General features: G+C 70.6%; 13 protein-coding genes. 7 read left to right on the top strand and 6 right to left on the bottom strand.

Features of this window, described 5'->3' with window-relative positions:
• Positions 1-35 precede the first annotated feature (35 nt).
• Both ACFO0C_RS24675 and ACFO0C_RS24670 read right to left on the bottom strand, forming a co-directional pair.
• Positions 36-674 (bottom strand): response regulator, encoded by a 639-nt coding sequence (locus ACFO0C_RS24675; protein ID WP_378069013.1) that lies wholly within the window; start codon positions 672-674, stop codon positions 36-38.
• Positions 626-1,912, bottom strand: coding sequence for a sensor histidine kinase (locus tag ACFO0C_RS24670; protein ID WP_378069012.1), 1,287 nt, complete (start codon positions 1,910-1,912; stop codon positions 626-628). The genes ACFO0C_RS24675 and ACFO0C_RS24670 overlap by 49 nt, the downstream gene beginning before the upstream one ends.
• 109 nt (positions 1,913-2,021) lie before the next feature.
• Between ACFO0C_RS24670 and ACFO0C_RS24665 the strand changes: the two genes are divergently transcribed.
• The 6 genes from ACFO0C_RS24665 (at position 2,022) to ACFO0C_RS24640 (ending at position 8,660) form a co-directional block, all read left to right on the top strand.
• Positions 2,022-3,038: a fatty acid desaturase family protein gene (locus ACFO0C_RS24665; RefSeq protein WP_378069011.1), complete on the top strand. Its 1,017-nt coding sequence runs from the start codon at positions 2,022-2,024 to the stop codon at positions 3,036-3,038.
• 108 nt (positions 3,039-3,146) lie between these two features.
• On the top strand, positions 3,147-4,019 hold the full coding sequence (locus ACFO0C_RS24660) for a CDP-alcohol phosphatidyltransferase family protein (protein ID WP_378069010.1): 873 nt from the start codon (positions 3,147-3,149) through the stop codon (positions 4,017-4,019).
• 103 nt (positions 4,020-4,122) lie between these two features.
• Complete coding sequence (locus ACFO0C_RS24655) at positions 4,123-4,569, top strand: hypothetical protein (RefSeq protein WP_378069009.1); 447 nt, start codon at positions 4,123-4,125, stop codon at positions 4,567-4,569.
• Between the two features lie 24 nt (positions 4,570-4,593).
• Positions 4,594-6,192 (top strand): phospholipid carrier-dependent glycosyltransferase, encoded by a 1,599-nt coding sequence (locus tag ACFO0C_RS24650; RefSeq protein ID WP_378069008.1) that lies wholly within the window; start codon positions 4,594-4,596, stop codon positions 6,190-6,192.
• Positions 6,193-6,230: 38 nt separating this feature from the next.
• Entirely contained in the window at positions 6,231-7,889 is a 1,659-nt protein-coding gene (locus ACFO0C_RS24645) for a GMC oxidoreductase (protein WP_378069007.1), read from the top strand.
• Positions 7,890-7,937: 48 nt separating this feature from the next.
• Positions 7,938-8,660, top strand: a complete 723-nt coding sequence (locus ACFO0C_RS24640; RefSeq protein WP_378069006.1) for an SDR family NAD(P)-dependent oxidoreductase — start codon at positions 7,938-7,940, stop codon at positions 8,658-8,660.
• Positions 8,661-8,765: 105 nt separating this feature from the next.
• Here the strand turns inward: ACFO0C_RS24640 and ACFO0C_RS24635 are convergent, their stop codons facing one another.
• Together ACFO0C_RS24635 and ACFO0C_RS24630 are read right to left on the bottom strand one after the other, a co-directional pair.
• Positions 8,766-10,232, bottom strand: a complete 1,467-nt coding sequence (locus tag ACFO0C_RS24635; protein ID WP_378069005.1) for a deoxyguanosinetriphosphate triphosphohydrolase family protein — start codon at positions 10,230-10,232, stop codon at positions 8,766-8,768.
• 11 nt (positions 10,233-10,243) lie between these two features.
• The gene (locus ACFO0C_RS24630; protein ID WP_378069004.1) at positions 10,244-10,822 is read right to left on the bottom strand and encodes a hypothetical protein; all 579 of its coding nucleotides are present in this window, start codon (positions 10,820-10,822) and stop codon (positions 10,244-10,246) included.
• Positions 10,823-10,911: 89 nt separating this feature from the next.
• Here ACFO0C_RS24630 and ACFO0C_RS24625 point away from each other — a divergent pair, with 89 nt between their 5' ends.
• Positions 10,912-12,009: an MBL fold metallo-hydrolase gene (locus ACFO0C_RS24625; RefSeq protein WP_378069003.1), complete on the top strand. Its 1,098-nt coding sequence runs from the start codon at positions 10,912-10,914 to the stop codon at positions 12,007-12,009.
• A 51-nt stretch (positions 12,010-12,060) separates the two neighbouring features.
• Here ACFO0C_RS24625 and ACFO0C_RS24620 read toward each other — a convergent pair whose 3' ends face one another.
• Positions 12,061-12,963, bottom strand: coding sequence for a diacylglycerol/lipid kinase family protein (locus ACFO0C_RS24620; RefSeq protein ID WP_378069002.1), 903 nt, complete (start codon positions 12,961-12,963; stop codon positions 12,061-12,063).
• 43 nt (positions 12,964-13,006) lie between these two features.
• Positions 13,007-13,183: a hypothetical protein gene (locus ACFO0C_RS24615; protein ID WP_378069001.1), complete on the bottom strand. Its 177-nt coding sequence runs from the start codon at positions 13,181-13,183 to the stop codon at positions 13,007-13,009.
• Between the last annotated feature and the right edge of the window lie 40 nt (positions 13,184-13,223).

Raw genomic sequence — 13,223 nt, 5'->3', positions numbered from 1 at the left:
GAACGTGGCGTCCGGCCGGATCACACGGCCGGGCGTCACACGTTCAGGTAGGTCAGCACGGCCAGGACCCGGCGATGGTCGTCGTCCGACGGCGGCAGCGCCAACTTGGTGAAGATGCTGCTGATGTGCTTGCTGACCGCCTTCTCCCCGACGAACAGCTTGGTGGCGATCGCCCCGTTGGACCGGCCCTCGGCCATCAGCGCGAGCACCTCACGCTCCCGCCCGGTCAGGGCGGACAGCGGCGACGAACGGCGGGCCAGCAGCTGCGAGACGACCTCCGGGTCCATCGCGGTACCACCGGCGGCCACCCGGCGCACCGCGTCGACGAACTGGGCCACGTTGGCGACCCGGTCCTTCAGCAGGTAACCGACCCCGCCCGCGCGGTCGGTCAGCAGCTCCCGGGCGTAGAGCGGCTCGACGTGCTGGGAGAGCACGAGCACCGGCAGCCCCGGCACCGTGCGCCGGGCCTCGATCGCCGCCTGGAGACCCTCGTCGGTGAAGGTGGGTGGCAATCGCACATCCACCACCGCCACGTCCGGCCGGTGCTCGATCAGGGCCGGGAGCAGGGACGGCCCGTTGTCGACGGCGGCCACCACCTGGAAGTCGAACGCCTCCAGCAGCCGGGTCAGGCCGTCCCGGAGGAGGGCGAGGTCTTCGGCGAGGACAACGCGCACGGCAGCTCCATGGTCACGACGGTCGGTCCGCCCGGCGGGCTGGACAGGCTCATCGTGCCATCGAAGGCGGCAAGACGGCGTTCGATGCCTTGCAGGCCGGTGCCGGCCGACGGGTCGGCTCCGCCCCGGCCGTCGTCGCTGACCCGCATGACCAGCGTCTCCCCGGTGTGCCACAGCTCCACGGCACCGTTGCGGGCCGCGCTGTGCCGGACCGCGTTGGCCATCGCCTCGGCCACCGCGAAGTAGGCGGCCGACTCGACCGGCGTGTCCAGCCGGCCCGGCACCTCGGTGGTCACCGTGACCGGCATCGGCAGGGCCATCGCCAGCGCGCGGACCGCACCCTCCAGGCCGCGCTCGGCGAGCACCGGCGGATGGATGCCGCGGACCAGGTGACGCAGCTCGACCAGGGCCGCCGAACTGGTCTCCCGTGCCTCGGCGAGCAGCTTGCGGGCGGTGGCCGGGTCGGCGTCGACGATCTCCTCGGCCAGCCCGATCGTCATGCCCAGCGAGACCAGCCGGGCCTGCGCACCGTCGTGCAGGTCACGCTCGATCCGGCGCAACTCGGCGGCCTGGGCGTCGACCGTGTCGGCCCGGGTCACGGTCAGCCGGCTGACCCGCAGGCGCAGCTCGGCGGCCCGGGTCGGGGCGAGGAACAGGCGGTGGAACAGGGCCTCGGCACGGCGCGGGTACGGCGCGGCCGCGAGCCCGATCAGCAGGATCAGCACACCCTGCGGCAGTGACAGGAAGCCGTCGCCGAGCGACTCGATCGGCCAGATCGCGCCGTAGCCGTACTCACCGGTGCCGAGCCAGACCCACAGCGGGACGAGCAGGATGCCCTCCAGCCCGTAGGCCGGCAGGGCCAGCGTCAGCACACCCAGCACCAGGCCGGCCGCCGCGCCGGGCAGCAGCCAGGCGACGTCCCGCCAGGTCGCCGGATCGGTGATCACCCAGTGGTAGTACCGCAGGCTGCCGAACACCACCCGTTCCGGACGGGGACGGTACGGCCGGACGATGGTCACGCCCCGTCCGGCGGCGAGCCGGCGGGACACGTCGGCGCGCATCCGGATCAGCAGGGTCACCAGGGGCAGCAGGAGCAGGCCGATGCCGAGCACCGGGGTCAGCACCAGACCGGCCACGAACAGCGCGAACAGTGGGAAGTTCAGCACGGCGAGGGGTACGGCGAGCAGCCCGCCGCCGAGAGCGCGGACACCGTCGCGCATCCAGTCACGGGAGTCCATGACACTCATCCTGTGTCACTGGCACCACCGTGTCGGTAGTGCCAGCCCTACCACCCTTCGGTGGCCTGGCCCTCCTGACCGGAGATCATCGAGGCTGTTCGCTGGAGGCATGACGACGACAGCAGCAGGGACGCGGACCACGGGAAGCGACTTCGCCGAGCTCAATCGCCGGATCAACGCGGCCGGCCTCCTGAACCGCCGGCCCGCCTACTACGCCGTACGCCTCGGTCTGGTGTCCCTCGCCCTGATCGGTGGGTGGACCGCCTTCGTCCTGGTCGGCGCCTCCTGGTGGACGCTCGCCGTGGCGGTGTTCCTGGCCGTGGTGTTCGCCCAGACGGCGCTGGTGGCGCACGACCTCGCGCACCGCCAGGTGTTCCGCACCAACCAGCCCAGCGCGCGGGCCGGCCGGATCGCCGGGAACCTGGCGATCGGCATGTCCTACGGCTACTGGATGGACAAGCACACCAAGCACCACGCCAACCCGAACCACGACGACCTGGACCCGGACGTCGGCCCGGACGTCCTGGTCTGGTCCCGCGAGCAGGCCCGGGGCAAGGGTTTCGTGGTCCGGCACCAGGCGTGGCTGTTCTTCCCGCTTCTCACTCTTCTGGGGGTGTCCCTCAAACGGGACAGCGTGCGGGCGCTGGCCGGCGGTGGGATCAAACGACGCGGCCTGGAGGCCGCACTTCTGACGATCCACTTCATCGGGTACGCCGCCGCGCTGCTCCTGGTCCTGTCGCCGCTCCAGGCGCTGGCGTTCCTCGTCGTGCACCAGGCACTGTTCGGCGTCTACCTGGGCCTGACCTTCGCCCCGAACCACAAGGGCATGCCGCACCCCGACGGCACCGAGGACTTCCTGCGCAAGCAGGTCCTGACGTCGCGGAACGTCCGGGGCGGGCGATTCGTGGACGCGGCGCTCGGCGGGCTGAACTACCAGATCGAGCACCACCTGTTCCCGGCCATGCCGACACCGAACCTGCGCCTGGCCCAGCCGATCGTGCGGGACTACTGCGCCGAGATCGGGGTGCCCTACGAGATGACCGGGCTGATCGAGTCCTACCGGCAGGCTCTGCGCCACCTCCACGACGTCGGCGCCGAACTCCGCGTAGAGTTTCGGGCACGGTAGTTCATTTCGACTACTTCCCGCCGTGATCGGAATTACCCCTGGTAGTAACCCTGGTTCACCGGCGGGCCACATAGCGTTTTCAGAGGATTAAGGTCTAAAGTGCCGCGCGTGAAGGTGACCTTGCAGGAGATCCGGGAACGGACCTACAAGCCGGTCGACGCGTGGTGGACCGTGCTTCTGGTCGACCCACTGGCGTCACGACTGGTGCGTCTTGTCGCGCCCTACCGATGGATCACGCCCAACGTACTGACTCTCATCGCGTCGATCTTCGGGTTCGGCGCGGCAGCATGTTTCGCAACCGGGGAGCGGTGGGCGCTCGTCGCCGGCGGCATCCTGTTCCACATCAGCTTCGTCGTCGACTGCATGGACGGCAAGATCGCGCGGCTGAACGGGACCGGCACGATGTTCGGGCAGTGGCTCGACTTCGTGCTCGACCGGGTCCGGGTCTTCTTCATCGCGCTCGCCCTGTTCGGCGGCCAGTTCGTGCGGACCGACGACGTCGCGTACCTGTGGCTGATGGCCATGGCGATCTTCCTGGACCTGTTCCGGTACCTGAACAGTGCCCAGATGACGAAGGTCCGCCGCACCATGCGGGACCAGATCAACGCGTACCGTCTCCCGCTCGCGGCCGGCACCGACGCCGACGCCGCCGAGATGGCGGAGCCGGCCGACGAGATGCCGGAGCCGGCCCCGGCCGGTGGCGGCTCGCTCAAGAGCCGGATCGGCGAGACCCTGCGCCGCAACCGGATCCGCACGCACCTGTTCAGCGGCATCGAGTACGAGATGTTCGTCTTCATCATCGCCCCGATCACCGGCCTGATCTTCCCGGTCACCATCGTGGCCGGGACCGCCCTGCTCGCCTTCGAGTTGTTCCTGATCTACAAGCTGTTCCGGGCATGCCAGCAGTTCACGGGCAAGCTGGCCGCCGCCAAGGCCGCCTTCGACGAGTACGAGGCGGAGCGCGTCCCCTCCTCGGTCTGAGGTCACCGTTCATCGAGCACCCCCGGCGCCCCGGCTCCGGGGTGCTCCCTTTCCGCCATCGGAAAGATCTCAGCGTCCGCCGATCGCGGGCGAAGAGACGGCCATGACAGAGCCCTCCCTCGGCGTCTCCCTCACCGTCAAGCTGCGGCTGGTGAGCGCGAACTCGGGGCGCCCGCGCGGCGGCTGCACGGTCAGCCTCTGGCAGTGCGGCGCCCACGGGCCGGCCGGCAGGCAGGTCGCCGACGCGTCCGGCTGGGTGTCGTTCGGCAGCGTCTTCCCCGAGGCCCAGGCCGGGCACTGGCCGCACGTGCACTTCGCGGTCCACTCCGGCGGTGCCGACGGCGACGGCGGTTGCGTGCTGCACACCGCCCAGCTGGCACTGCCGGGTGACGCGTGCGCCAAGGCGTACTGCGCGGCCCAGCGGCGGCGCCTCGACGGGATGAGCATCGGCCGGGACGGCTGTTTCACCGGAGGGTGGGCGCTGGAGATACCGTCGGTGACCGGCGACGCGGCCCGCGGACTGGTGGCGACCCGCACAGTGGGCGTCTGACCCGGCCCCCGCTAGATTGGCCCGATGCCACGACGCCGCTTGATCTACATCCTGGCGGTCGTGGCGATGCTGGGGCAGATGGCGTTCGCCATGGTGACCACCGCGATCCAGCAGTCGCCGACCATCGACGAGCCGGTCTACGTGGCCACCGCCGAGGTCTACCGGCAGCAGCACAGCCTGCGCTACAACCCGGAGCATCCGCCCCTCGGCAAGCTGATCATCGCGGCCGGGACCGCGTTCGCCGGCGCCGAGCTGGACCCGGCCTACCGCGGCAACCAGACCCGGCTCGGCCGGCACCTGCTGTACGAGTCCGGCAACAACCCGTTCCACCTGATGCTGCTGGCCCGGCTGCCGGTGATCCTGCTCACCCTGCTCTTCGGGGTGGTGGTGCTCCTCTTCGCCCGTGACCTGGCCGGGGCGTGGGGAGGGCTGATCGCCCTGGCGATGTACAGCTTCTCCCCCGACGTGATCGCGCACGGCTCGCTGGCCACCCTGGACGTGCCGGCCGCCGGGATGCTGCTCACCGCCTTCTGGGCGGCCTGGCGCGCACGGACCCGCCCGACACTCTGGGTACCGGTCGCGGGGGCGGCTCTCGGGGCGGCCCTCGCCACTCGCATGAGCGTGCTTCCGGCCGTACCACTGCTGGTCCTGCTCGCCGGATGGTCCGCCTGGCGGGCCCGGACCGATGACCGGAAGCGCCGCCTGCTGATCGCCGCCGGAGCGGCACTGGGCGCCGGGGTGATCGCGGTGGCCGTGGTGTGGTTCGTCTATCTCGTGGTGGATCCGCGGCTGCGCTGGACCACCCCGCCGAACCTGCCCGACGTGCGGGGCCTCAAGCGTCTCGCGGTGGACCTGCTGCCGTTCCCGCAGGCCTACACCGACGGCATGCTGGTGCAGTTCAAATTCGAGAACCGGCTGTTCAACGGCTTCCTGCTGGGCGAGTCCTACAAGGGGTCGCCGTGGTATTACATGCCGGTCGCGATCCTGATCAAGACGCCGCTCGGGATGCTGGCGCTCTGGTTCGGTGGGCTCTTCACCATGCTGATGGTGCCGCGGCTGCGGGCGGCGGTGCTCTACCTGCTGCCGGTCTCGGTGGTGCTGCTGCTGGTCACGATGACCGGGGCGCGCAACTACGGCACCCGTTACGCGATCCACCTGCATCTGTTCCTGGCCGTCGCGGCCGGGGCGGTCGCGTTGATCCGCTGGAGGGCCTCCCGGGTCGCCGCGGCCCTGCTCGTCCTCTGGGTCGCCACCAGCTCGGTCCGGACATATCCGTTCTATCTGCCTTACTCCAACGAGGCGTTCGGCGGCACCGCGCAGACCCACCTCAACCTGCACGACGCGAACGTCGACTGGGGTCAGGACCTGGCCCGGCTCGGGCAGCATCTGCGGACGAGGTATCCGGGCGAGCAGATCTGGCTGGTCTACAAGGGTTCCGGGGTGCCGGCCTACTACGGGATCCAGGCGCGGGATCCGTACTCGGTGCCGCTCGACGAGATCCACGGCCTGCTCGTCGTCTCCGACTCCCGGGTGGCGCTCGCCGGACCCCGGCTGAAACAGATGATCGCCACATCTCAGGAGATAGACCACGTAGGGTATTCGATCAGGATCTATCGACGCTGACCCTTCCGGTTACTGGCCGGTAATGCTTAGGTGACACGATGACGCACTTCGACATCGTGATCGTGGGCAGCGGCTTCGGTGGCAGCGTCAGCGCTCTGCGGCTGGCGGAGAAGGGATACCGGGTCGCCGTGCTCGAGGCCGGCCGCCGGTTCACCCCCGACACCCTGCCCAAGACCTCCTGGGACCTGCGCAACTTCCTCTGGGCACCCAGACTCGGCATGCGCGGCATGCAGCGGATCACCCTGCTCAAGGACATCATGGTGCTGTCCGCGGCCGGCGTCGGCGGAGGATCGCTCGTCTACGCCAACACCCTCTACGTGCCGCCCGCGCCGTTCTTCGCCGACCCGCACTGGTCCGGCATCACCGACTGGTCCGCCGAGCTGGCACCCTTCTACGACCAGGCGTCCCGGATGCTCGGCGTCGTCGAACAACCCACCATGACGTCGTCGGACGTCGTCATCGAGCAGGTCGCCCAGGACATGGGAGTCGGGCACACGTTCCGGCGTACCCCCGTCGGGGTCTTCTTCGGTGAGCCCGGCAAGACCGTGCCCGACCCGTACTTCGGCGGAGCCGGACCGGACCGCACCGGCTGCGTCGAGTGCGGCAACTGCATGATCGGATGCCGGGTCGGCGCCAAGAACCGGCTCGACGTCAACTACCTCTACCTGGCCGAACGCGCCGGTGTCACGGTCCACCCGGACACCGAGGTCACCACCCTGCGCCCGGACGGGGACGGCTGGCGGATCGAGACCCGGCGCGGGAACTTCACCGCCGGGCAGGTCATCCTCTCCGCCGGGGCGCTCGGCACCCAGCGGCTCCTGCACGCGATGAAGGACCGCGGGGTGCTGCCGGCCCTCTCCGGCTCCCTCGGGCAGCTGACCCGGACCAACTCCGAGGCCCTGCTCGGCGCGGCCACCAAGGACGTGCCGGCGCAGCCGTTCTCCCAGGGCATCGCGATCACGTCGTCGTTCCACCCGGACGCCGACACCCACATCGAACCCGTCCGCTACGGGCCGCGCAGCAACGCCATGGGGCTGCTGTCCACCATCCTCGTCGACGGAGGCGGGCGGGTGCCGCGACCGCTGCGGTTCCTGTGGCAGGCGCTACGGCATCCGGTCGTCCTCGGCCACTCCCTGTCGGTACGCCGGTGGAGTGAACGGACCATCATCGCCCTGGTCATGCAGACGGTCGACAACTCGCTGACGGTGCGGCGCACGCGTACCGGACGGCTCACCACCTCACCCGGCCACGGCAGGGCCAACCCGACCTGGATCCCGGTCGGCCACGAGGCGGTCCGCCGGATCGCCGACCGGATCGGCGGATACCCCGGCGGCACCGTCGGCGACATCTTCAACATCCCACTGACCGCACACATCCTCGGCGGCGCCACCATCGGGGACTCGCCGTCCACCGGGGTCGTCGACGCCTACCACCGGGTCTACGGCTATCCCGGGCTGCACGTCATCGACGGTTCGGCGGTCCCGGCGAACCTCGGCGTCAACCCGTCCCTGACGATCACCGCCCTCGCCGAACGGGCCATCGCCCTCTGGCCGAACAAGGGCGAGACCGACGTACGCCCGGCCGTCGGGACCGCCTACCAGCGCCTCGACCCGATCGCACCCCGGTCTCCGGCGGTCCCGGCCCACGCCCCGGCCGCCCTCCGCCTGATCCCGTCCCCCCGCCCCCGGCCCGCCTGAGGCCGACGCCCCCCTTCAGCACCGCCGATTCTCGTAGCATCGACGGGTATGACTCTTTCTCTCACCGGAAAGACCGCGCTCGTCACCGGCGGCTCCCGCGGAATCGGGCGGGCGGTCGTCCAGCGCCTGGCCGCGGACGGTGCCCGGGTCGTGTTCACCTACCACTCGGCGGAGGACGCGGCCCGGTCGCTGAACGCCGAGACCGGCGCCGAGGCGGTCCGCTGCGACCAGGCCGACCTCGGCACCCTCCCGGCGATCTTCGAACCGGTCCGCGACGGCCTGGACATCCTGGTCAACAACGCGGCGGTGGCCTTCGCCAGGCCGATCGCCGAGATCACTCCCGAGGACTTCGACCGGATACTCACAACGAACACGAAGTTTCCGACATTTGCCCTGAAGGCGGCTATCCCGCTGCTCCGCGACGGCGGCCGGATCATCAACATCTCCAGCATCAACACCGCCGTCCCGGCACCCGGCGGCGCCCTCTACAGCGCGAGCAAGGCCGCCCTCGAACAGATCACCAAGATCGCCGCCCGGGAACTCGGCCCCCGCCGCATCACCGTCAACACCGTCTCCCCCGGCGCCACCGACACCGAGATGCTGCGCTCGGTCAACACCCCCGAAGGCCTCGAACAGGCCGCCGCCGTCACCGCCCTCCAGCGCCTCGGCACCCCCGCCGACGTGGCCGCGGTCATCGCCTTCCTGGCCGGCCCCGACTCCGCCTGGATCACCGGCGGGAACCTCCACGCCGGCGGCGGCTTCCTGATCTGACCACGATCAACCCTTCGCGGTACGCCGTCCGCCTCCCACAACCGCAATCCACCCCTCCCGTGGCGTCGGCTGTGGTGGGGGCGGTCCGGCCGTACAAGGAAGGGGTCAGAGAACGAAAGCGTCCGTCCACAGCTGCCGGGAGCGGCCCGACAACGCCTCCATCAGGCCGACCGCCTGGCTGTCGGTGAGGCCGGCGACGAAGTCGACGACCGCGCGGCCCCGGGCCCGGGAGAGGCGGTCGGGGGTGGCGTCGGGGAGTTCGTTCTCGGCGAGTTCGACCAGGTCGCGGAGGCGGCGTGGGAGGCGCTGGGCCTCGTCGGGGTCGGTGATCCAGGCGATCAGGGCTCCGACGAGGGAAGCCAGCAGGCGGGCCTGGCCACGCTGGTGGAGGGCGAGGTCGGGGCGTTCGAGGACGAACCGGTTCTGGACGAACTTGAGGATCTGCACCTCGTGCCATTGGGCGCGGCTGAGCTGGGCGTGGCTGCTGCGGATCGCCGGCTGGCCGACGAGTTCGACGGCGTCGACGAGGCGGCGGGTCCAGTTGGCGGAGAAGGCGGCGACCCGGGCCTCGGCCTCCAGTGAGCCGTCGAAGGGCCGGGCGAGGAGGCCGTCGACGAGTTCGGCGCGGACGAGTTCGACGGCGTCGGCGAACGCCTCGTCGTCGGCGATCCAGTCCTCCTTGCGGCGCAGCTGACGGCGCAACGACTCGATGGCACCGCCGGCCCGGGTGAGGTCGGACTCGCTGCCCCAGCGCTGCCAGGCCATCAACTCGGTGGCGACGAGGCCCTGCTGGAGGACACCGACGCGGTGCACGTCCTCCAGGTCGTGGATGGCGTAGGCGATGTCGTCGGCCGCGTCCATCACGGAGGCCTCGACGGTCTGCTGCCAGTCGGCGACCCGGCCGGCGAACGGGGCCCGGGCGGCGCGGACGTCGGCGATCTCGGTGGAGTAGGCGCCGAACTTGAGGGACCCGCCGTCCGGGTCGTCGGGGACGACAGCGGCGCCGCGCGGGGGCGGGTCCATGTAGCGGGGGTGCGGGTCGGGGTGGTTGAGCCGGGTCCACGGGTATTTCAGGATGGCGGCCCGGACCGCGTTGGTCAGGTTGAGCCCGATGGTGGCCTGGCCGCCGATCTCGGTGCTGGTGACGATCCGGTACGACTGGGCGTTGCCCTCGAAGCCGTCGGGCAGCCCGAGCCGGTGCCGGGCGAGCCGGTCGAGGACCCGTTCGCCGAGGTGCCCGAACGGCGGGTGACCGAGGTCGTGGGCGAGAGCCGCGGCCTCGACGACGTCGGGGTCGCAGCCGCCGAGTTTCTCCGCCAGATCGGGAGCACCAGCCTGGAGGCGCTCGGCGACGGCCCGGCCCACCTGGGCCACCTTGAGGCTGTGGGTGAGCCGGTTGTGCACGAGCAGTCCCGCCCCGCCGGGGCTGATCACCTGGGTGACCCCGGCGAGGCGGGCCAGGAACGGTGAACTGACGATCCGGTCCCGGTCGACGCGGAACGGGCTCTGCGCCAGATCTCCGGGAGCTACCAGACTGTCACCGAAGAGGCGCTGGGCACGTGGATCGTCCATGCCCGCAGAATCTACCGACTCTGCAGAGCGTCCAGCGCGACGGCCATCGCCACCACGAGCCGGCGGTCCAGGTACTGGTCGTAGATGCTGACCTGGTACGTGTCCCGCAGCCCCCACTTGCGCACCACCGAGAAGGCCGGGCGGCCCTGGATGGTGAAGTCGAAGTGGTACGGCAGCCACGACAGGTAGTCGATGAACCGCCGCAGCACCGCGACCCACGGGTTGCGCTCCTGCCCGGCGATCTCACCGTAGCCGGGCTGCTCGACGATCCAGCTGGAACGCAGCAGGGAGGCCGCGAAGTTCTTCCGGAACAGGCCGATGGGCTGCCCGTTCGCGTCGAACACGTCGTACGTGGCCCCGAGGTCGATGACCTGGCGGGCCTTGAAACCGAGCACCGGGTACTGCTTGGTGTCGTCGGTGTAGAGGGTCACCTGCTCCTTGAACGCGAGCCGCTTCTGCTGAGCGAACGCGAGGATGCCGGCTTCGTCTCCGGTCGGGGAGACGGCGTGGACCTCATATTGGTTGACCATGAGGCGGATGCGCTGACGCACGATGAGGTGAGTCTGCTGCTGAAGGGTGTCTTGCGTCACCGCGCGAGTGTGTCATACCGGTCACTTGCTGAGGCAATGCTGAGGGCCACGCTGGCCGTGACGAACCGGGGCGGGTCAGACTGGAGACCATGGCGAAACGAACGCGTACCGTGATGGCTCTGGCGCTGGCCGCCGCGGCGGTGTGGGCCGCACGCGACATTCCCGCACAACTGGGCGCCCGGGCCTCCGGTTCCCGCCGATCCCGGGTCGAATCGTCGCCGCAGTATTCCGGCGGCAAGTTCCGCAACACTGTTCCGGCGACCGAGATCGTCGCGGCGTCCATGCCCCGGCTCGCGGTGGCCGCGGCCACCGGCCGGGAGGCACGGCGGCCGCATCTTCCGGTTCCGCTGATCACGCCGGCTCCGGGCGGCGACGCGCAGGGACTTCACATCACGTGGTACGGGCACTCGTCCGCCCTGATCGAGATCGAGGGCCGCCGGGTCCTGCTCGACCCGGTGTGGAGCGACCGCTGTTCCCCGTCCCGGCTGGCGGGCCCGCGGCGGCTGCACGAGCCGCCGGTGGCGCTGCGCGACCTGCCGCCGATCGACGCCGTGGTGATCTCCCACGACCACTACGACCACCTGGACATGGCGACGATCCAGACGCTGGCCGACCTGCAGGCCGCGAAATTCCTGGTCCCGCTGGGGGTGGGCGCGCACCTGGAGCGCTGGGGCGTGCCGGTCGGCCGGATCGTCGAGCTGGACTGGGACGAGCGGGCCACCGTCGCCGGGGTGGAGTTCGTGGCGACGCCGGCCCGGCACTTCTCCGGTCGTGGCCTGACCCGTGACGAGACACTCTGGGCCAGCTGGGTGATCAAGGGCCCGACGCGGAAGGTGTTCTACTCCGGCGACACCGGCTACTTCCCGGGTTTCGCGGCCATCGGGGCGGAGCACGGCCCGTTCGACGCCACACTGGTGCAGGTGGGCGCCTACGGCGACGGCTGGCCGGACATCCACATGACGCCGGAGGACGGTGTGGCGACCCACGTCGACGTGCGGGGCGGGCTGCTGATCCCGGTGCACTGGGCGACGTTCAACCTGGCGCTGCACGACTGGCCGGAGCCGGCCGACCGGACCTGGCGGGAGGCGAAGGCGCGCGACGTCGCGCTGGCCGTGCCGCGGCCGGGTGAGCGGGTCGACGTCGACAACCCGCCGCCCGTCGACGGCTGGTGGCAGCAGATCAGCTAGCCGCTGTCGCGATCCTGGGTGGTTCACCACCGGAGACGGTGGTGAACCCGCTCAGGATGGCTTCGGGACGCAGATCTGCACCGCCCCGGGCACCACCTCGGCGGTGAACTTCTTCGTCTTGGCGCGGGCGCCGCCGTCCAGCTCGTACTCCAGTTTCGAGGCCAGCGTGACGTCGATCCGGCGGGCCCGGGTGGTCCGGACGAACGGCGAGTGGTCGGAGCGGCTGACCGCCATGGTGCCGAGGGCGCGCGCCCACTGGACGGCGTTCTGCGCGGTGGCGACGCCGACGTCGAGCCAGCCGTCGTCGGGGGCCGCGTCGTCGAAGGCCCGGATGCCGCCGGTGATGGTGCCGACGTTGCCGATCAGAACGCAGCTGGCCTCGCCGTCGAACCAGTCGGTGCCGTCGACCCGGATCGTCGCGTGCGGCGCCTCGCCGTTGACGTGCCGCAGCCCGGTCCAGACATAGGCGAGCTTGCCGAGCCGGTCCTTGAGCGCCCCGTCGGCGTCCTTGATCATCGCGCCGTCGAAGCCGACGCCGGCCATCACCGCGAAGTGCTCACCGGCGAGCCGGCCCAGGTCGAATCGGCGCCGCTCGCCGGTGAAGGCGATGTCGACGGCCCTCTCCAGATCGGTGGGGATGCCCAGGTTGCCGGCGAGCAGATTGCCGGTGCCGGCCGGCATGATCGCGACCGGGGTCTTCGCGCCGCCCTTCTCGCTCGCGAGGACGTCGAGGGTGCGCTGGACCATCCCGTCGCCACCCCAGACGACGAGCAGGTCCACACCCTCGCGGAGGGCCTTGCGGACCTTCTTCGGCGCCTTGCGGCTCTTGGGCACCTCGTACCAGAGCAGCTGCTCGACGTCGCGGCCGGTCAGCAGCCGGCGCAGCTCGTCGAGGCCGCCACCGAGGGTCTTGCGCTGGTGGGCAACGACGGCGATCGTGCGGGGGGTTCGCATGCCGCCGCCGTTACCCGATCCGGGGGCCACCCGAAACCAGCGCTCAGCGGAAGCCGAAACGGCGCCGCTTCTTCCGGCCGAAGATCGTCTGTGCGGTGTCGGCGCCCTGCCGAAGCCAGCGTGAAGCCCGGTTGTTCGGGCCACGGCGGCGTTCCACGACATCACCGAGCTTGCGGGCGCCCGCCACGCCGAGCGGGACGAGGATCGCGGTAAGGATCATTCTGCGAAGGAAATTCCAGATCATGCCGTACGAGTACCCA

The organism is Actinoplanes subglobosus (genome assembly GCF_042650585.1).
GTDB classification, from domain to species: domain Bacteria; phylum Actinomycetota; class Actinomycetes; order Mycobacteriales; family Micromonosporaceae; genus Actinoplanes; species Actinoplanes subglobosus.
Note: the sequence above shows the minus strand (reverse complement) of the source record. Positions and strands in the feature narration are given on the sequence as shown.